General features: G+C 61.3%; 17 protein-coding genes and 1 pseudogene. 9 read left to right on the forward strand and 9 right to left on the reverse strand.

Annotated elements, in window-relative coordinates; all coding sequences use genetic code 11:
- The first annotated feature begins 7 nt into the window (after positions 1-7).
- The gene (locus KQH60_RS10430; protein ID WP_237576380.1) at positions 8-193 is read left to right on the forward strand and encodes a portal protein; all 186 of its coding nucleotides are present in this window, start codon (positions 8-10) and stop codon (positions 191-193) included.
- On the opposite strand, the gene KQH60_RS10435 is transcribed toward KQH60_RS10430, so the two are convergent.
- The 6 genes from KQH60_RS10435 to KQH60_RS10460 all read right to left on the reverse strand — a co-directional run bounded on the left by KQH60_RS10435 (position 190) and on the right by KQH60_RS10460 (position 5,215).
- Positions 190-495 carry a BrnA antitoxin family protein gene (locus tag KQH60_RS10435; RefSeq protein ID WP_237576381.1) on the reverse strand — a complete coding sequence of 102 codons (306 nt, stop codon included), beginning with the start codon at positions 493-495 and terminating at the stop codon, positions 190-192. The genes KQH60_RS10430 and KQH60_RS10435 overlap by 4 nt on opposite strands.
- Positions 496-541: 46 nt before the next feature.
- Positions 542-727, reverse strand: a complete 186-nt coding sequence (locus tag KQH60_RS10440) for a BrnT family toxin (protein WP_368669338.1) — start codon at positions 725-727, stop codon at positions 542-544.
- A gap of 639 nt (positions 728-1,366) precedes the next feature.
- Positions 1,367-2,158: a hypothetical protein gene (locus KQH60_RS10445; protein ID WP_237576382.1), complete on the reverse strand. Its 792-nt coding sequence runs from the start codon at positions 2,156-2,158 to the stop codon at positions 1,367-1,369.
- A 227-nt stretch (positions 2,159-2,385) separates the two neighbouring features.
- Positions 2,386-3,417, reverse strand: coding sequence for a hypothetical protein (locus tag KQH60_RS10450; protein WP_368669339.1), 1,032 nt, complete (start codon positions 3,415-3,417; stop codon positions 2,386-2,388).
- 566 nt (positions 3,418-3,983) lie between these two features.
- Positions 3,984-4,943 (reverse strand): serine O-acetyltransferase EpsC, encoded by a 960-nt coding sequence (epsC, locus tag KQH60_RS10455; protein ID WP_237576384.1) that lies wholly within the window; start codon positions 4,941-4,943, stop codon positions 3,984-3,986.
- Positions 4,944-4,981: 38 nt separating this feature from the next.
- Positions 4,982-5,215 carry a hypothetical protein gene (locus KQH60_RS10460; protein WP_237576385.1) on the reverse strand — a complete coding sequence of 78 codons (234 nt, stop codon included), beginning with the start codon at positions 5,213-5,215 and terminating at the stop codon, positions 4,982-4,984.
- Positions 5,216-5,713: 498 nt separating this feature from the next.
- Between KQH60_RS10460 and KQH60_RS10465 the strand changes: the two genes are divergently transcribed.
- The 6 genes from KQH60_RS10465 (at position 5,714) to KQH60_RS10490 (ending at position 13,318) form a co-directional block, all read left to right on the forward strand.
- Positions 5,714-6,895 (forward strand): isovaleryl-CoA dehydrogenase, encoded by a 1,182-nt coding sequence (locus KQH60_RS10465; protein ID WP_237576386.1) that lies wholly within the window; start codon positions 5,714-5,716, stop codon positions 6,893-6,895.
- Positions 6,896-6,906: 11 nt separating this feature from the next.
- Positions 6,907-8,514 carry a carboxyl transferase domain-containing protein gene (locus KQH60_RS10470; RefSeq protein ID WP_237576387.1) on the forward strand — a complete coding sequence of 536 codons (1,608 nt, stop codon included), beginning with the start codon at positions 6,907-6,909 and terminating at the stop codon, positions 8,512-8,514.
- 44 nt (positions 8,515-8,558) lie between these two features.
- The gene (locus tag KQH60_RS10475) at positions 8,559-9,344 is read left to right on the forward strand and encodes an enoyl-CoA hydratase/isomerase family protein (protein ID WP_237576388.1); all 786 of its coding nucleotides are present in this window, start codon (positions 8,559-8,561) and stop codon (positions 9,342-9,344) included.
- A 72-nt stretch (positions 9,345-9,416) separates the two neighbouring features.
- Positions 9,417-11,435 carry an acetyl/propionyl/methylcrotonyl-CoA carboxylase subunit alpha gene (locus tag KQH60_RS10480; protein WP_237576389.1) on the forward strand — a complete coding sequence of 673 codons (2,019 nt, stop codon included), beginning with the start codon at positions 9,417-9,419 and terminating at the stop codon, positions 11,433-11,435.
- Positions 11,432-12,385 (forward strand): hydroxymethylglutaryl-CoA lyase, encoded by a 954-nt coding sequence (locus KQH60_RS10485; protein ID WP_237576390.1) that lies wholly within the window; start codon positions 11,432-11,434, stop codon positions 12,383-12,385. The genes KQH60_RS10480 and KQH60_RS10485 overlap by 4 nt, the downstream gene beginning before the upstream one ends.
- 174 nt (positions 12,386-12,559) lie before the next feature.
- On the forward strand, positions 12,560-13,318 hold the full coding sequence (locus tag KQH60_RS10490) for a 4'-phosphopantetheinyl transferase superfamily protein (protein ID WP_237576391.1): 759 nt from the start codon (positions 12,560-12,562) through the stop codon (positions 13,316-13,318).
- A gap of 17 nt (positions 13,319-13,335) precedes the next feature.
- On the opposite strand, the gene KQH60_RS10495 is transcribed toward KQH60_RS10490, so the two are convergent.
- The gene (locus tag KQH60_RS10495) at positions 13,336-13,488 is read right to left on the reverse strand and encodes a hypothetical protein (RefSeq protein ID WP_237576392.1); all 153 of its coding nucleotides are present in this window, start codon (positions 13,486-13,488) and stop codon (positions 13,336-13,338) included.
- An 83-nt stretch (positions 13,489-13,571) separates the two neighbouring features.
- On the opposite strand from KQH60_RS10495, the gene KQH60_RS10500 reads away from it, so the two are divergent.
- Positions 13,572-14,279 (forward strand): succinate dehydrogenase/fumarate reductase iron-sulfur subunit, encoded by a 708-nt coding sequence (locus tag KQH60_RS10500; protein WP_237576393.1) that lies wholly within the window; start codon positions 13,572-13,574, stop codon positions 14,277-14,279.
- A gap of 191 nt (positions 14,280-14,470) precedes the next feature.
- Here KQH60_RS10500 and KQH60_RS10505 read toward each other — a convergent pair whose 3' ends face one another.
- Positions 14,471-15,295: an endonuclease/exonuclease/phosphatase family protein gene (locus tag KQH60_RS10505; RefSeq protein WP_237576394.1), complete on the reverse strand. Its 825-nt coding sequence runs from the start codon at positions 15,293-15,295 to the stop codon at positions 14,471-14,473.
- A gap of 5 nt (positions 15,296-15,300) precedes the next feature.
- A complete protein-coding gene (locus tag KQH60_RS10510; RefSeq protein ID WP_237576395.1) occupies positions 15,301-17,427 on the reverse strand; it encodes a VTT domain-containing protein in 2,127 nt (708 codons plus the stop codon).
- A 160-nt stretch (positions 17,428-17,587) separates the two neighbouring features.
- On the opposite strand from KQH60_RS10510, the pseudogene KQH60_RS10515 reads away from it, so the two are divergent.
- Positions 17,588-17,900 (forward strand): annotated as a pseudogene (locus KQH60_RS10515) (IS3 family transposase); the annotation flags it as partial.
- Positions 17,901-18,264: the final 364 nt, after the last annotated feature.

Below are 18,264 nucleotides of genomic sequence, written 5' to 3' on the forward strand. Positions count from 1 at the left end.
ACAAATATTGCAATATGGCGCAGCGGACACCGCCGCGAAGGTGTTCGGGCGCAATGAGATTGCGCCGCTGCAAGCGCAGTTCCTTGCATTCAACGGATGGGCCGATGATGAGATCGTGCGGTTTGTGCCGTATGTTATCGATATGCCTGCCGCGAGTGGCGCCGCGTCAGCCATCAGCGCCGCATCGGCCTAACGCATCATCCCGTGGCTCTTCGCCCAGTCTCGCAGGGCCTCATTCATGCGGGTCTGCCAGCCTTCGCCCTGTGCCTTGTAGGCCTCGATCACGTCTAGATCGATGCGCAGGTTCATCTGCTGCTTCTTTGATCCTGCTGGCCGGCCTCGACCACGTTTCATGAGCATGCCTGCGCGGTGTTCGTCCGCTTGCTCGAAGAACTCGTCACCGAGTTCTGGGATTTCCTCATAATCGGCTGGCTTGACGCCGCGCGCGTCAGCCTTTGCCAAGTCGCTGCTCAAAGCGCTTTTTTTCGCGTTCATTTGCCTTTCTCATCGATATAACGTGCCGGGCACTGCCCTGCGCTGTTCACACTACGATCATTATCCGACCATCGAGATGGCCAACCGTGACGATTCGTTCTTCGCCATAGTCAAACCGGTCATCGACCATATCAAGCGTTCTGCCCTCAAAGATGACTGCCGCGTCTTCGAAGGCGAGCCCCCGCTCAGCAAGCGTGGCGTCCCGCTTCAGCTGGTCAAAGATTATTTTCATCGGAATTGTTGTATCCCCGGAAAATATGTGTCGCAACGATTTTTTGTATCATCAAAAATTTGAGTGCTCGGTGCTGGCGGCTGTTTAAGCGCCAGGCAGCGTTGGGAGGTAGTTTCACGAGCTGCTGTGCCATTGCGGCACGCGAGGTTCTCCCCGGACCCTACCCATATGGATCGAAGGCCATGTAGGCTCTTTCTGGTCATGCCAGGACCACTTGGCGAAGCCCCCAGGGGGCAAGTGCGTCCGTCGCGGCCGCCGTTGCGGTCCCCCTCCTCGCCTGCCCGCTTCGCTTAATTAGGTAATTTGGTGCACCATGCCGCTTAGCTCACCCGCCCTTGTGGCGTGGGGTGCTGGGGTCTGCATTAAACTTGTCCGCTCCCGCTTCGATTGAATGGTAGTTTGCAAATTAAAGCTTCGGTGGAATCCGACAACGCGGGCTGTGATTTAGCGCGGAGTGACCGAGCTCCTGGGCGATCGTGAAGCGTCCACGCAGCGCCGGTTCGCTTGCGTTGAATTCGATTAACGGCTCCAATTTGATCGTTGAAGCTGAAACAGCTGGCTAAGCCGTCAAGGGATTGATCGGCGCGTAAGCGTTACGCCCAACAACCGCCGTCCACTCGCTGAATGTTACTTCTGCTCCTAGTTGGGCGCTCGACCGATGTCGCTAATTGGCCGATAGGTGAGTACGAGCGGCTTGTATTCGGGTTCACCGCTCTGCAGATTACGGCCCACCGGAGCGAGCACGTGGCCGTCACCATTCCATTTTAGTTTGTCTAAGTCCAGCTCTTCCCAGCCGACCGGATTGCCAATGCCAACATAGTCATTTTTGTTTCCGGCAGCTTTGCCTTCAGTGGTGGTGAGCATCACGTGCCAGGTTGTGTCGCTGTCGAAAAAGCCGAGGGTGCGCCCAGGCGGCATGTTTCTCAGCTCGCCGGCATTGTGTATCCGTGTGTCGGATGATGTGACTAAATCGGTTTTGCCGCTCATCGACTCATACTGATTCTCCGTGATGATTCTCGCTTTGAGTGCACAGTACTTGACTGCATCCCAGCACATTTTGCCCGACAAAGCACTGTGTTCCTTTTTATTCAGCGCTCTATTGTCCAGGCCAAGTTCTGCGGATTCCGCTGCGTAGTTGACCACCTTGTCACAAAGCTGCTCGGGCGTCAGCTTGGGTTTAAGATATGGCAGGCAACTTTGCAACGGCGAGAGTATCGAGGTACAGGATATTTCCGCTGAATCGGATTCGTTGCTTTGGACGCTGGCGCGGCTATTGCGGCGGCGCAACCCCGCAAGCGGCGAAGATGTGGAAGACGGATTTGCCTGTACCAACGCAGTATTCGAATGTTGCGAAATGCTGGGTGACGTGGTCGATATACTGGGCGTGCTCGTATTAATCGAGGAAGGGCGAGACGCCGAGTTTGGGTTCATGGGAAAATCCTCTTCGCGGTGTCTAACGACTCGAATGTATCCACACAGCCTGTTAACAAGTTTGGCATCGCGAAAGACCGCTCGGGTAAACGAAGCACTGGCGTGAGCCGCGCTATCCGATGGCATCGGAACGAGGGCCGTGATCCGCAGGCGGCCCAAGCCGTGGTGCTAAACAAGCGCGTCAGACAACTCTGCGGCCGCGGTTGGCACGCTCTTGGCGAAGGTCGTTAAGAGGGGCGGCTTTTCAGCCATGCAGAACTATCCTGGATTTTTTTCCGGAAGGATTTGGAAAATCCATTGATTCTCATGAATCGATTGATTTCTTTAACTGCTATGTGCCAGTGGTCAGGCTCTAGCATAACTAGCACCCACTTCTTGCGAAGCTCGCTCAGTACATCCCATAATGTGATTTCGTCTGTGCCATTCAGTAAGTTCAGCGCTTGCCGCCAAACCCGTTTGGACAGCGCTTTGTCCATAAAGGCGATGCATTGGAGTAATCCAACCGCCACGTGTGTACGCTGTGCTTCAGGTACGCGCGCTAAGTGCCCCTCGAGCAACGCGAGCTCCCGCGCTTGCTGCTTGGGCAGCAGCTCATCGAGTCCTTTAGGTAAATATCGCAGTGCGGTGGCCCACTGCTCGTCGGGCAATGCCAACGCCCGATCGCGCATCTGGATGTATTGCGCGTGCCGCTCTGCCTTCGGCAAAACCCACGTGTCGCCTGCCAACGCACCGACTGGAGCACCCTGATGAGATGGGGGCAGCCGCAAGGCGTGTTCGCGTAAAATCGCATACAGTCCAGAGATGCGTGGATCTGCCTCATTAAAGTTAAATAGTAACCCAGACAATTCTGGAATCAACTCCGCTTGCTCGGCCATGCTTAATAACGGCAGCCGAGCCAAAAGCTCTTGATAACGCTCGACGAACTGAGGGGTGCCGAACGGCAAGGCCCACAACCCGGACGCCAGGTTCGTCCAAATATTGTCCGGACCGGGCGAGCGCCGTTCCGCCATTGCGTACGCGAAGTCGAATAACTCAAAACGCCGGTGCCACGGAAAATCTCGAAGCGTGAGTAACATCGCTTTTTGTATGCGTACGCCATCTTGCGGGATACGCTGGGCAGCTGCGAACACGCGCTTAAAAGCGTCGACTTGTTCGTTTTCCGGTAATGCTTGCAGCCGCTGACACAGTGCGTCGATGGGTGCAGTTTGCTGCGTTGGATTTTTAAGCGTGCCGTCCATCTCGTCCAGCAGTTGATTCATCGACTCGAGACTCACGGCTTGCTTGGCCTGTTGCCAATAGCGATAGATTTGCCGCTCAACCTGCATCGCACGATATGTGCGCCAATCGACTGTAGAGAACGGCATCACGTCCTGAATGGGCAGGTACTTGCCAATGCGCGCAATCAACTCGGGCGGCAGATCGTGATACGTCGTAGGTTGTCTAGCCGGCAGATTCGCCAACGCACCGCTGGGCGGTGGTGGCGGTGCCGATGCGGCGGATTTTGGGCGAGTATCTACCGTGTATGCATAGTTCTGAAAGGGATTCAAAAGCGCATTCAAATCAAAGTCCACACGCCAGCTCGAAAGAAGAGAAATAGATGTCGCGCAATGCGATGTTGCGCGGCAGGGTAACTGAAGGCGTGCGCATGGATACAGCCGTGAGCAATGGTTGGCTATATTTTTGGCGAATGATGGATTACTTACAGTGGCACCACAATCGCTAAAACCTAAATAAAGGGGGCAGAATGTGTCACGAACGCGCATTGAACTGCGGAATGCACGCAAGGTCCTGTCGGGTCGAGGCAATCTGGAGCGGGGCGACGTCGTTACGCTCCCAGCGCATCGCCCGCGTCGGACACGTCGGTGTCGCCATGCCGCACGCGGCCTTGCGAGATCGCGCTGCCCGGCGGCACGCTGTGCGTGAGCCACACGTTGCCGCCGATCACCGAGCCGCGGCCGATCGTGATGCGACCCAGGATGGTGGTCCCCGCGTAGATCACCACATCATCCTCGACGATGGGATGCCGTGCATTGCCCTTGATTAGCGTTCCATCTGCGCAGGCCTCGAAGCGCTTTGCGCCGAGCGTGACCGCCTGGTACAGCCGCACGCGATCGCCAATGATCGCGGTCTCGCCGATCACCACGCCGGTGCCATGGTCGATGAAGAAACTGCTGCCAATTTGGGCGCCAGGATGGATGTCGATGCCAGTCGCCGAATGGCCGATCTCCGAGATGAAGCGCGGTAGCAGTGGCACGTCGGCGCGATACAACGTATGGGCGAGCCGGTGGTTGACGATGGCTTCGACGCCGGGATAGGACAGCATCACTTCACTAGTGTTTTGGGCTGCCGGATCGCCGGTGTAGGCTGCATGGATGTCGCTGACCAGCAGCGCGCGCGTGGCTGGCAGCGACGCGGCGAAGTCCCGTGTGATCGTCTCGGCGAGCACGCGTAGCGCGTCCTCGGACAGGTCTTCCTTGTCCGGGGCAAAACGCAGTGCGCGACGCAACTGCTCGTACAGCACGCGCAGCGTTTCGTTCAGCGTGTTGCCGACGAAGAAATCAATGCTCTCGTCAGTCAGATCGGGCGCGCCGAAGTGCGTCGGAAACAGCACCGCGCGCAGGTTCGCGAGCACATGCGCCATCGCCGTGCGCGAGGGCAACTCACGCAGCCCTTTCGGGTGCCGGGTGCGGTGCTTGCCTTCACGCGACGCGCGAAGCTCGGCGATGACACGATCAAGGTTCCAGTGCGGGTGTGTCGGGTCGTAGTGGGGTGTGATATCGGCCATGTTGCTCGGGCGGTCAGGGCGCAGGGCCGGCCAGGCCGCTACACCGCCGATCCGCGGCGGTTGATCCAATCCATCGCCCATTGTCGCGCATGTTCGATCGCGGCGTCTCGAGTGGGGAAGCGTACGGTAGGCGGAAAAAACTGGTTGACCAGCAATGCCCCGTCGCTGCAGCGGGCGATGACGACATACGGTTGGTAGGTCCCATCCGGCTTGCGCGCGGGTGAGCAGTTGGCAAGATAGCCTCGATGGGAAAACGCATCGCTCATTGTCATGCTCCTTATCGAGCGGCCACTTAGCACGCGCCGATGACCGACACGGCGCGACCTCATCCTGCATGGGTGTGGCGGGTACGGTCAATGCAATGCGTTTTCCGCTCACGAATATATTGGGACGTTAGCATGCCGGCAGGCGTCTCAGCGTCTGTTCGACATCGTCGTGCCCACGCTTAGGATCTGTTTGACGCGCTGCTGTGACTTCGCGCCTGCCGGCACCCGGCGTGTGGCGGTGCCCAGGGGCGATGGGGAATGTCAGAAGCGGGGGCTAGGGATGCAGCAATCGAGTCGTTCATGACAGTGTTGAAATCGATTTTGATGTGAGCATCACTCAAAAAAGTCTGCGTCCAGCTCCGAAGTGTATAAGAATTGCATCATATACTCGCTAGAAGCCGGATTTTTTGGTAAGTGGGCGTCACTCAATTGATATGCCAGGTTGCCGTCAACGGCGCACGGGCGGATGTCACTGGCACGTCGTGCGCCGTTCGGAGGAGAGCGATGAGTCACATTCCCGGATTGCAATTTCCGCTCGGCGAGGACATCGCGATGCTCCGCGAGAGCGTCGCCCATTTCGCCGCGAAGGAAATCGCGCCGCGCGCGGCCGACGTCGATCGCACCGACCAGTTCCCGATGGACCTGTGGAAAAAGTTCGGCGACCTCGGGGTGCTGGGCATGACAGTTTCGGACGAATATGGGGGTGCCAACATGGGCTACCTCGCTCATATGGTCGCGATGGAGGAAATTTCGCGCGCGTCCGCGTCGATCGGCCTGTCGTATGGCGCGCACTCGAACCTATGTGTGAACCAGATCCACCGCAATGGCAATGAAGCGCAGAAGCGCAAGTACTTGCCCAAGCTGGTGTCCGGCGAGCATGTGGGGGCACTGGCGATGAGCGAGCCGAATGCCGGCTCGGACGTGGTCAGCATGCGCCTGCGCGCCGACAAGAAGGGTGACCGATACGTGCTCAACGGCACCAAGATGTGGATTACGAATGGTCCGGACTGCGACACGCTGGTAGTGTACGGCAAGACTGACCTGGAGGCGGGTGTGCGCGGGATGACCGCGTTCATCGTCGAAAAAGGCATGAAGGGCTTCTCGGTCGCGCAAAAGCTGGACAAGCTTGGCATGCGTGGCTCTCACACCGGGGAACTTGTGTTCGAGGACGTCGAGGTACCGCACGAGAACGTGCTGGGCCAGGTCAACGGCGGCGTGAAGGTGCTGATGAGCGGGCTCGACTATGAGCGAGCCGTGCTCGCCGGTGGGCCAACCGGCATCATGCTCGCCTGTATGGATGCGGTCGTGCCGTACATCCATGATCGCAAGCAGTTTGGCCAATCGATCGGCGAGTTTCAACTGATCCAAAGCAAGGTCGCGGACATGTACACGACGTTGCAGGCTTGTCGCGCTTACCTGTACGCGATCGGTGGCCAGTTGGACCAGCTCGGTAGCGAGCACGTGCGCCAGATGCGCAAGGATTGCGCCGGTGTGATCTTGTATGCGGCGGAGAAGGCGACGTGGATGGCTGGCGAAGCGATCCAGATTCTGGGCGGCAACGGCTACATCAACGCGTTCCCGGTTGGCCGCCTGTGGCGCGACGCGAAACTGTATGAGATCGGCGCCGGCACCAGCGAGATCCGCCGGATGCTGATTGGCGGGGAGCTGTTTGCCGAGACGATGTGAGGGAGGCCACGATGCCCGTACTCGAAACCCAGCTAAATCCGCGTTCCGACGCATTCCGTGCGAACGAGGCGGCGCAGCAGGCGCTGGTCGCCGCCCTGCGCGAGAAGATCGCTGCGCTCGCGCAGGGCGGCGACCAAGCGGCCCGGGACAAGCACCTGGCCCGCGGCAAGCTGTTGCCGCGCGAGCGGATCGCGCAATTGCTCGATCTCGGCACGCCTTTTTTGGAGTTGTCGCAGCTGGCCGCATACGGCATGTACGGTGGCGATGCGCCGGGCGCGGGCATCATCACCGGCATCGGCCGCATTACCGCACAGGAGTGCGTGATCGTGTGCAACGACCCGACGGTCAAGGGCGGCACCTACTACCCGATGACCGTGAAGAAGCACATACGCGCGCAGGAGATCGCTCAGGAAAACCGGTTGCCGTGTGTCTACCTGGTCGACTCAGGCGGGGCCAACCTGCCGAACCAAGACGAGGTATTCCCGGATCGGGATCACTTCGGCCGCATCTTCTACAACCAGGCGAACCTGTCGGCGCAAGGCATCGCGCAGATTGCCGTGGTGATGGGGTCGTGTACTGCCGGCGGCGCCTATGTGCCCGCCATGAGCGACGAGTCGATCATCGTCAAGGACCAAGGCACCATTTTTCTCGGTGGCCCGCCGCTAGTGAGGGCGGCGACCGGCGAGCTCGTCACAGCCGAGGACCTAGGCGGCGGTGACGTGCACACCCGGCTGTCCGGCGTCGCCGATCATCTTGCGCAAAACGATGCGCATGCGCTCGCGATTGCGCGGCGCATCGTGGGCAACCTGAACCGGGTCAAACTGCAGCCGCTTGCACTGCGTGAGCCGAAGCCGCCTCGCTACGACGCGCGCGAGTTATACGGTGTGATCCCGACCGACACCCGCAAGCCGTTCGACGTGCGCGAGGTGATCGCGCGCCTTGTGGATGATTCGGCGTTCGATGAGTTCAAGGCGCGCTACGGCACGACACTGGTGACCGGGTTCGCGCACCTGTGGGGTCATCCTGTTGGCATCGTCGCCAACAACGGTATTTTGTTGTCTGAATCGGCGCTCAAGGGTGCGCACTTCATCGAATTGTGCTGCCAGCGCAAGATTCCGCTGATTTTCCTGCAGAACATCACCGGCTTCATGGTCGGACGCAAATACGAGAACGAAGGCATTGCCCGTCACGGTGCAAAGATGGTCACCGCGGTCGCGACCGCGCAGGTGCCCAAGTTCACGGTGATCATTGGCGGCTCGTTTGGTGCCGGTAACTACGGGATGTGCGGCCGCGCGTACTCGCCGCGGATGCTATGGATGTGGCCGAATGCGCGAATCTCCGTGATGGGCGGTGAGCAGGCAGCCTCCGTGCTGGCCACGGTGCGTCGCGACGGTATCGAGGCGAAGGGCGGGACCTGGTCCGCCGAGGACGAAGAGGCTTTCAAAGCACCAATCCGTGAGCAATACGAGCATCAGGGCCACCCGTACTACGCGAGCGCTCGCCTGTGGGATGATGGCGTCATCGATCCGGTGCAGACCCGCGATGTGCTCGGTCTAGCCTTGTCGGCCGCGATGAATGCGCCGATCGGCGAGACGCGCTTCGGCGTGTTCCGCATGTAGGCGCTGGTGGCACCCATGTTCAGTGGATGCGAGGAGACGAAGCCATGCAATACGACACCTTGACGCTCGATTGCGAGGATACGCTGGCGACCGTGACGTTGAACCGGCCGCAGGTGCGCAATGCATTCAACGAAACGATGATTGCCGAGCTGACGTCGGTATTCAACATGCTGGGCCAACGCGGCGAAATCCGCGCGATCGTGCTCGCTGCCAATGGGCTAGCGTTCTGTGCGGGCGCTGACTTGAACTGGATGCGCAAGATGGCCGGCTACTCGGACGACGAGAACCGTGCGCACGCGCGTATGCTCGCGCGAATGTTGGCAACGATTGACCGCTGTCCCAAGCCTGTGGTGGCATGCGTCAACGGCGATGTCTACGCCGGCGGAATGGGATTGATATCGGCCGCGGACATCGTTGTCGCGCGGGAAGACGCACGTTTTTGCCTGTCCGAGGCGCGGCTTGGTCTGATCCCGGCGACGATTGCGCCCTACGTGATACGCGCGATGGGCGAGCGTGCAGCCCGGCGCTATTTTATGACCGCCGAGCCGTTTGATGGCGCGAGCGCGTTGCGGCTTGGGCTGGTCAGCGAACTGGTGCCGCAAGTCGCGCTGGATGAGGCGGTGCGCCGTCTGGCCGATGCGCTTGTGGCCAACGGTCCCGGTGCGGTCGCTGAATCCAAGCGGCTGGTGCGGGACATCGCCGGCAGACCATTGACCGACGAGTTAATTGACGAGACCGTCGAGCGGATCGCACGCGTGCGGGCCTCGGCGGAGGGACGCGAAGGGGTGGCGTCGTTTCTCGAGAAGCGCGCGCCGGGATGGCGCATCTGAAACGCGTTGCGCGTTGGCCTGGCCACGCATATCGTGGCGTGTCGCCGGCGCGGTTCAACAGGATAGTCTTCCATGTTCAAGAAGATACTGATCGCCAATCGTGGCGAAATTGCCTGCCGCGTGGCTGCGACGTGCCGCCGTCTGGGTATTCACAGCGTGGCGATCTATTCGGATGCCGATGCGAACGCCAAACACGTCGGTGCTTGTGACGAGGCAGTCCATATCGGCGCAGCGCCGACGGCGGAAAGCTATCTACGCGTCGAGCGGATCATCGATGCTGCGCAACGCACCGGCGCGCAGGCGGTCCACCCAGGCTATGGCTTTCTGTCGGAAAACGCAGCATTTGCACAGGCTTGTACGGCGGCCGGCATCGAATTGATCGGACCGCCGGTCGGCGCGATCGCCGCGATGGGCTCGAAGGCGGCTGCCAAGGCGCTGATGCAGGCCGCTGCTGTGCCGCTGGTGCCGGGCTACCATGGGGAAGACCAGGACCCGGCGCGATTGCAGCGCGAAGCGGATGCGATTGGCTATCCGGTATTGCTTAAGGCCAGCGCGGGCGGTGGCGGAAAGGGAATGCGGGTTGTCGAGCGGCGCGAGGACTTCGCCGCCGCGCTGACCTCGTGCCAGCGCGAGGCGGCAAGCAGTTTCGGCAACGATCGGGTGCTGATCGAAAAGTATCTGGTGCGCCCGCGCCATGTCGAAGTGCAAGTCTTCGCCGACAAGCATCACAACGCCGTGTACTTGTTTGATCGCGACTGCTCGGTGCAGCGGCGTCACCAGAAGGTGCTCGAAGAGGCGCCGGCGCCCGGCTTGTCGGACGACACGCGCCGCGCTATGGGGGAGGCAGCGGTTGCCGCAGCCCACGCGGTCGACTATGTCGGTGCCGGTACCGTCGAGTTCATCATGGCGCTGGACGGCGAGTTCTATTTCATGGAGATGAACACGCGGCTGCAAGTCGAGCATCCCGTCACCGAGATGGTGACGGGACTGGACCTGGTCGAGTGGCAACTGCGCGTGGCCGTCGGCGAAAAGCTGCCGTTGCAACAACATGCGCTGCGCGTGAGCGGCCATGCGATCGAGGCGCGGATCTACGCGGAGAACCCGGCGCGTGGCTTCCTGCCGTCGACCGGTACCTTGCTGCACCTGCGGATGCCAGACGCCGTCGAGTTCAGTCTTGGCGGACTGGGCAGCCCGGCATCGCGTGCGCCGGTGCGCATCGACAGTGGCGTGCGGCAGGGCGATACGATCACGCCGTACTATGATCCGATGATCGCCAAACTGATCGTGTACGGCGCGGACCGCGGCGACGCGCTGGCGCGGTTGTCACGCGCGCTGCGCGAGATCGAGATCGTCGGTCCGCATACGAATGTCCAATTCCTGCATCGGATCTCGACCAGCGAGCCGTTCACACACGCTGATCTCGACACGGGCCTGATCGAGCGTCATCGTGCGGCATTGTTTGAGCGTCGCGAAAAGCCGGTAGGCGAAGCACTTGCGTTGGCCACTGCCGCGCTGCTGGCGCGTGATCGGGGTACGTCGCCTTGGACCGCGCTGTCGCACTGGCGCTTGAATGGTCACTACACGCAGGTCATCGAATGGCGTGACGTCGAACGCGCAGACGATGCGACGATCGCGGTGCGCTTACAGTGCGATGCGAATGGCGCGGTGCTGGAGCTGAACGGCGAAGCCTTGCCGTTCGCGTGGTGGGGCGGCGACGGCGCGCATGAATTAGGTATCACCCTGGGGGTGCGGCGCATCACCGCACGCGTATTCGTTGATCACAATATCTTTTACGTTTTCTCGCGCGGCGACGCGTTTGCGTTCGAATGGCAAAATGTATTGGCACACGCGGTGGCTGCTGAGCACGGCGAAGGGCGGCTGAGCGCGCCGATGCCCGGCAAGGTCATTGCGGTGCTGGCCGAGCCCGGCGTGCGGGTCGACAAAGGTACGCCACTGATCGTGATGGAGGCGATGAAGATGGAGCACACGCTCGAGGCGCCGGCTGCCGGCAAGGTCGAGCAGGTCTTGTGTGCGGTCGGCGACCAGGTAGCCGACGGCGCACAGCTATTGACCCTAGAGGTGACATCATGACGGAGGAGCGGAGCGACTTGGCGGCCGCGCGCCGCAGCAACGTGCCGGGGTTGCCCGGCCGGGTGAAGATCGTCGAGGTGGGGCCCCGCGATGGCCTGCAAGCGGAAAAGGCACAGGTGCCGACCGACGTTAAGGTGGAACTGGTCAACCGGTTAAGCGCGGCCGGCTTCGCAAACATCGAGGCGGCGTCATTCGTGTCACCGAAATGGGTGCCGCAAATGGCCGATGGCGCCGACGTGATGGCCCGCATCCAGCGACGGGCGGGCACGTTGTATTCGGCGTTGACGCCCAACATGAAAGGTCTTGAGGCGGCGCTGGTCGCGCGCGTGGACGAGGTGGTGATTTTTGGCGCGGCGAGCGAAGCGTTTTCGCAACGCAATATCCATTGCTCGATCGCTGAATCCCTTGAGCGGTTTGCCCCTGTCGCGAAGGCCGCCAAAGAGGCCGGACTGCGGTTGCGAGGCAGTATCTCGTGCTCGTTTGGCTGCCCGTACCAAGGAGACGTCGCGGTCGTTGCCGTGGTCGACGTGGTGACTCGAATGCGCGATCTCGGATGTGACGAGATCGACATCGCTGACACCATCGGCGTAGGTACTGCGAACCGTGTGCTAGAGGTGGCCGAAGCCGTGTCACACGTCTTTCCGCTCGAGCGTATTGCCGGCCACTTCCACGATACCTATGGACAAGCACTGGCGAACATCTATGTGGGGCTGCAGGCTGGTATCGCCATCTTTCATTCATCGGTCGCGGGCCTTGGGGGCTGCCCCTACGCGAAAGGCGCGACGGGCAACGTGGCCACTGAAGATGTGCTGTACCTGCTCCATGGACTTGGGATCAAGACAGGTGTCGATCTGAACGCAGTTGTCGCGGCGGGCGACTTTATCAGTCGCGCGATTGGCCAGCCCAACGGCGCGCGCGCGGGCAGGGCGCTGCTCGCTAACACAGCGTAGATCAGCCTCAGGGCGGCGTAGACGACGCAGCCAGTCTGCGCGCGCCGGGGAACGCGCGGGCTTACATCAGCATGTGCACGAAGGCGGGCCGCATCGCTTACAATTGGGGCACAAGCGAAAAGTGCCCGTCGCAGCGCTGCGACGGGCCATGACTTTCTCTGCCGCACACGAGCGATGAACGAGGACGCGACACACGTTACAACGACAACCCTGCTGCGCTCCGGCGGACGCTGGCCTGATGACGTGATGTTGTGGCATGTGCGGGTTCCGTTCGCTGCCACTACGTGGAACCGGCTGCAGGCGTGGTTGTCCGACGATGAACAGCAGCAGGCATTGCGCTATCGGCGTGACGAGGATCGGCTACGCTTTGCCGCGACGCGTGCTGTACTGCGAACGTTGCTCGCCAGGCATACCGGTGGTGCGCCGCTGTCGCTGCGCTTTTTGGCAGGGCCGTTTGGACGGCCGGAACTCGACGGTTACGGCGACACGTTGTCGTTTAACGTCACGCATGCAGGCGAGCATGCGCTGATTGCGCTATCGGACAGGCGCCGCGTGGGCGTGGACATCGAGTGCATCGAGCGTGCGATCGACTGGCAGGCGTTGCTCGGCACGGTATGCACGGACGCCGAGCAGCGTGCGCTGCGCGAGAGCGGCCCTATGCTGGGCGCTCAGGGGTTTTTCCGCTGCTGGACGGCCAAGGAGGCCGTGCTCAAGGCGCTGGGCGTCGGTATCGGGTATGGCTTGCAGCAGGTCTCGGTGGATCCGTTTGCCCAGGGCATGCGCGTTGACGCGCCGGCGAGTGGCAAATGGGGTGATATCGCGGCGCTGCAACTGCACTGGCTCGACGAGGTTGCCAGCTATGTCGGCTGTATCGCATTCGGGCCGCCCGGCAGCGTCAGCGCACGTGAGCGCCAAGCCCCCACTTCTGGCTGATGCCGCTATACCCGCCGTCATCGAGCATCGCGTCGAGCACGGTGTTGATTGCCCCGCAGCTTCAGGCCGTCTCCGCGCACCGCGAACCCCATTCTTTCCGGATACAGTAGCGCGCCGACGACCTTGCCGTTGAACTGCGCGCATTCGAGATCGAATGAGCCGGCCGTCATGGGTTGGCGGCGCCGCGCCGCCACGGGAATGGTTGTTGCGCACAGTCATTTTCCTGTTGCTCGACTTTCCGGAGCGTGTTGCCATGACCCAGCGACGCATTATCGATGTCTTTCGTTACGATCCCGACCGGGACGAGCGCCCCCGCATGCAACGCTACGAGATCGAGCCGCAGCCCGAGGACCGCATGCTGCTCGACGTGCTGGGACGGCTCAAGGCGTTCGATGAGACGCTCGCCTACCGTCGCTCATGCCGCGAGGGGATCTGTGGCTCGGATGCGATGAACATTAATGGCGTGAACGGATTGGCTTGCCTGACGAACATGCAATTGCTACCGGCGCACATTGAGCTCAGGCCATTGCCGGGCCTGCCCGTTGTGCGTGATCTGATCGTGGACATGACCAGCTTTTTCAACCAGTACCATTCGGTTAGGCCGTATCTGATCAATGATACGCCGCCGCCGGAGCGCGAGCGGTTGCAGACGCCGCAGGAGCGTGACCAGCTCGACGGGTTGTATGAGTGCATCCTTTGTGCGTGCTGCTCGACCGCGTGCCCGTCGTACTGGTGGAATCCGGACAAATTCGTTGGCCCTGCCGGCCTCTTGCAAGCGTACCGGTTCATTGTGGACTCGCGCGACGAAGCCACCGGCGAGCGCCTAGACAATCTGGAGGATCCGTATCGACTGTTCCGCTGCCGCACGATCATGAACTGTGCGGATGTATGTCCAAAGGGCTTAAATCCCGCTGCTGCTATCGGGCATATTCGCTCCATGCTGGCGCGCCGCGCGCTTTGAATAAAACAGGATTGGACGTTTCGCCCGCCTGGGATGCGCTTGCATGACTATATCGATACCCTTTGTCGTCGCTATTGACGCTTGGCGAGTTGGCCGACGTCGCCTGCTTGTCTGGATACCCTTTTGCGCGCATGTTCGTTCTCGTTCGGCATGCTAGAGCGCTGCACCAGGGATCGGGTTCCATGCCCACGCTATCGCGGCAGCGAACGGATGTCTCCGGTGGGATCCTCGCCAGGGTGCGGTGTGCTGCCGTGCAGCCCTGTGGACGCGGCGACGCCGGTGTCCCCGGGAGGAGCGCTATTGCCGCTTGCGCGGATGCGCGCAATCAACGGCAGATGATCGGACGCGACGCGCGCAAGCGCGCTACGATGCACTTGGACGTCGACCAGCCATTCCCCGGGATGGACCCAGATGCGGTCTAGCGAGAGGATCGGCCAACGTGCCGGAAACGTGCGTGGCGCCGGCGCCCGTCGAAAATGCCCGACCAGTGTGCGCAATGCACGGCCGTGTACGAACCATTCGTTGATGTCGCCCAGCAGGATCACCGGCATTTCGCTGCTGTCGAATGCAGCAAGCAGCGTGCGGACCTGTGCGCTGCGCTCGATCGCCGAGAGCCCTAGGTGCGTCGCCACTACGCGCAGCACGCCGTCCGCATATTCGATGTCCGCATCGAGCGCGCCGCGCGGTTCGCGCCGCTTGAACGATAAGTCTAGCGTGCGTGTCGCGCGAATCGGGAGCCGCGACAGCACCGCATTGCCGTAGGCGCCACGCTCGGTCTGCAGGGTTGGCCCGGCAACGGCCTCCATGCCGGTGGCATGCCGCAAATCGTCTAGCACGTCGGGCGCGTTGGCAGCGCCGGTCAGCGGGACCTCTTGAAGGGCGACGATGTCGGCATCCAGCTCGGCGACAACGTCAGCGATGCGTTGCATGGAGAGGGGTTGTATTGAGCGTTGCCACCATCGGCTGGCAGCGCCATGGATGTTGTAGGTCGCAATACGCAGTTCTGAGTAAGCCATGGTGGTCAACGTTTTTTCAGCAGCTTGTGCAATAGCATCGATAGCCCCACCAGCGCGGCGCCGGTGCCCACGAGCAGGGCAAGTGAGCCCACGTCTGGGTGCCGGATCGCCGCGATCAGTTGGTGTGCGAACGTCACGGTTAGCACCGCACCTGGGGCCATGCCAAGCAGCGTGCCGAGCAGGAAGTCGCGTATCCCGATATGGGATGCGCCGGCCACCAGGTTGACGATCGAGAACGGCGCGATCGGCACCAGCCGCAGCACTATGATGGTCAGCAAACCACGCTTGCCGATGCGCTCGCTCAAGCGATTCGCGCGGGAGCCGGCGAGCCGGCGTACCGTGTCGCGGCCCAGCCCGACGCCGACGTAGTAGGTGGCCGCCGCAGCCAGCAGCGTGCCGACCAGCGCGTATGCCGCGCCCGGCCATGCGCCGAAGACCAGTCCAGTGGCGGCGATAATCAGTGTGATCGGCACGACGGCCAGCGAAGCGACGACGTAGCCAAGCAGCACGATCGCCGGCGCCAGCGGCAACGCGGCCAATTGTTCACCCCAATGCGCGACATTGGCCACGCTCAATGCCTGGCCGGCGGGGGTGAAGCGCCACAGGGCGGCTAGCGTGGCTAATGCGAGTGCGACGGCCCCGAGGACCAGCAACCGGGCCGCAGGGCGCGCGCCCTGACCATCGTCGAGGAACTGCCGGACCAGCGCGTCCGGCTCTACCGGGACTTCCGGGTCCACCCACGCGCTGACCGGCACCAACGCCTCGAGTTCAGGCGGGATGGTGGGGTCCAGTGGCGTGAGCGTGCGTGCGTCGTGCCGCAGCGCGTCGATCGCACCGTTCAAGCGACCATGATGCTGTAGCGCGGCAGCCACTGCGTCGGGCGAGACATCCAGGTGTTCGGCTAGCAACCGGTCTCGGACCGACGCGATCGCCGCACGCACGCGGTCGCTGCCATTGGCGTCCAATACCACGTTACATTCCGTGTCGAGTACCATCGAGCGGTTGTTCAGGTTCGCGCTGCCGACGCAAAGCCGCTCGTTGTCGCTGATCATCAGCTTGCTGTGCACGTTGAGGCAACCCGTGCGCAGTCCGTCGATGTGTGGGCACCAGAGCCGGTAGTGTCCGTGGCGGTCGGCCCGTGTGAGCACACGGTGCAGTCGCGCACGCAGCGCGCCCATCGTGGCTTCCTGCAGCCAGCCGCTATGGTTGCGCGGCACGACCGCCGCGACGTCGGGCGCGTGCGGGTTCTCAAGCCGTCGGCTCAGTGCGTCGCGCACGACAGCGGCGGTCAAGTACTGATTCTCGATGTAGAGATTGTGCTGCGTGGCCTCGATCATATCGACGGTGAGCGTACGGATGTGCTGCACGCCAGGCTCGTTGCGGTAAGGGGGCGCGGTCAACGCAATGCCGAGTACGACGTCGTGCACGTCCACCGGCACGCTCGACGGCCATGGGTCGGTGCCGCCTAGGTTGCGGCCGGCGCGGATCGCCAGCGGCTTGCCACACGCGCGGCGCCAGCGGCTTCGCGCCAATTGACCGATCGCGCGTGCGGCTTCGCCATCGAAGACCGTGTGGACATCGTGGAATGGGTTGTACGGCGAGCCGTCGGGGTTGCGGCGCCAAGGATCGTTTGCAGCGTGAGCCGGCGTGTCCCAGCGCGCGCGGGTCAAGTCTAGCCCGCCGACGAACGCGAGCCGGTCGTCGACGACCACGAACTTTTGGTGATGCGAAGCGCCGCGTGGGTGGGTGTTATCCATTCGGAACAGGATTCGTCGATGCGAACGCCAGCCGGTCGGATAGACGGGCATCCATTCTCGCTCGAACGCGTAGATCATCGCGAAATCCCATGCCAACACGTAGATCCGTAGCCGCCGGTTGGCGCTGGCTACGGCTTGCAGGAAAGCGCCGAGCGGCTCCGGGAAGCCGTCCGCCGCGCCCTGCGGTACCAGCTTCATTCGACTGTTGATGTCCCAGCCGACGATGAAAACGGTATGCTGCGCGCCGCGGATAGCTTCGCGCAATGCGGAGAAATACACGGCGGCGTCGATTAGCACGCTGAAGCGATCGGCATGGCACAGCGAATCGCAGTTGCGGCCGACTTTCAGCAGCCCATGGGTCGAGCGGATGTGCAACGTTACTCCTGTGAACGCGGGATATGACGCAGGCGGGCACCCCTATCTTAGTCTACTTAGCAAGCTGCGTGCCGGGGAGGTATAAGCCATATATCGGTGGGGCGTGGAGACGCGACAATATGTCGGCAATCCCGGTGATGGCAATGGCTGTGACGCAGCGGCAGAAATCGAGTGGCTTACGGATAAAGGGTCGGGCGACACGGTGGATAAGGCACGGGCATTCACTTCGTCCATCAGATTCAAGCCATTGACCACGCCGGTGTACGGCCCGAAAAGTAACGGGATGGCCAAGCGCTTAGTGAAGACGATGAAGTGCGACTACGTGGCTTTCATTGCCAAACCCGACGCGGCTACGTTGTCGCCCTCTCGCCATTGCCTTCGAGCGCTACAACGAAAAGCATCCGCGTAGCGTGTTGAAGTTTCGTTTGCCACGCGAGTTCCGACGCAGTACCGATCTATCCATTTTAGTGTGAACTGTGTTCGGGAGTACGGAGGAAATCCAATGATGGTTGCTCAGTAAGCGTGGCAACTTTTTAATTGTTTATCAAAACATCATATAAGGTCAATTTTGGGGTTAATTATTTTATTGAACTTATTCAAGTGTCATCTCATCAATATGAATAACATAAATTCCTTTGTATTCTCGCTCGCCGCCATATGCAAGTTGTCCTGATGCGGTATGCCCACTTCTCCCCTATCCTTCTTGCCTCGTCGAACTCACTTTGCGAGAGGCGACGTGGTGGTGTTTGAAGTGTGGACAATAGCCCGCATGGGTGCGGAGATCATTGAATTGTCGACGTTTTGGTTGTTAGTCTGTAATGTTGTATCGTTCCATTG

Origin of the sequence: Mycetohabitans sp. B8, from assembly GCF_021991875.1 — a bacterium.
Lineage (GTDB): Bacteria > Pseudomonadota > Gammaproteobacteria > Burkholderiales > Burkholderiaceae > Mycetohabitans.

What these genes read in the sequence shown, in the direction of transcription:
- KQH60_RS10435 (WP_237576381.1), bottom strand. Translation starts at nt 495, where the DNA reads ATGAACGCGAAAAAAAGCGCTTTGAGCAGCGACTTGGCAAAGGCTGAC.
- KQH60_RS10440 (WP_368669338.1), bottom strand. Translation starts at nt 727, where the DNA reads ATGAAAATAATCTTTGACCAGCTGAAGCGGGACGCCACGCTTGCTGAG.
- KQH60_RS10445 (WP_237576382.1), bottom strand. Translation starts at nt 2,158, where the DNA reads ATGAACCCAAACTCGGCGTCTCGCCCTTCCTCGATTAATACGAGCACG.
- KQH60_RS10450 (WP_368669339.1), bottom strand. Translation starts at nt 3,417, where the DNA reads ATGAATCAACTGCTGGACGAGATGGACGGCACGCTTAAAAATCCAACG.
- epsC (WP_237576384.1), bottom strand. Translation starts at nt 4,943, where the DNA reads ATGGCCGATATCACACCCCACTACGACCCGACACACCCGCACTGGAAC.
- KQH60_RS10460 (WP_237576385.1), bottom strand. Translation starts at nt 5,215, where the DNA reads ATGACAATGAGCGATGCGTTTTCCCATCGAGGCTATCTTGCCAACTGC.
- KQH60_RS10465 (WP_237576386.1), top strand. Translation starts at nt 5,714, where the DNA reads ATGAGTCACATTCCCGGATTGCAATTTCCGCTCGGCGAGGACATCGCG.
- KQH60_RS10470 (WP_237576387.1), top strand. Translation starts at nt 6,907, where the DNA reads ATGCCCGTACTCGAAACCCAGCTAAATCCGCGTTCCGACGCATTCCGT.
- KQH60_RS10475 (WP_237576388.1), top strand. Translation starts at nt 8,559, where the DNA reads ATGCAATACGACACCTTGACGCTCGATTGCGAGGATACGCTGGCGACC.
- KQH60_RS10480 (WP_237576389.1), top strand. Translation starts at nt 9,417, where the DNA reads ATGTTCAAGAAGATACTGATCGCCAATCGTGGCGAAATTGCCTGCCGC.
- KQH60_RS10485 (WP_237576390.1), top strand. Translation starts at nt 11,432, where the DNA reads ATGACGGAGGAGCGGAGCGACTTGGCGGCCGCGCGCCGCAGCAACGTG.
- KQH60_RS10490 (WP_237576391.1), top strand. Translation starts at nt 12,560, where the DNA reads ATGAACGAGGACGCGACACACGTTACAACGACAACCCTGCTGCGCTCC.
- KQH60_RS10495 (WP_237576392.1), bottom strand. Translation starts at nt 13,488, where the DNA reads ATGACGGCCGGCTCATTCGATCTCGAATGCGCGCAGTTCAACGGCAAG.
- KQH60_RS10500 (WP_237576393.1), top strand. Translation starts at nt 13,572, where the DNA reads ATGACCCAGCGACGCATTATCGATGTCTTTCGTTACGATCCCGACCGG.
- KQH60_RS10505 (WP_237576394.1), bottom strand. Translation starts at nt 15,295, where the DNA reads ATGGCTTACTCAGAACTGCGTATTGCGACCTACAACATCCATGGCGCT.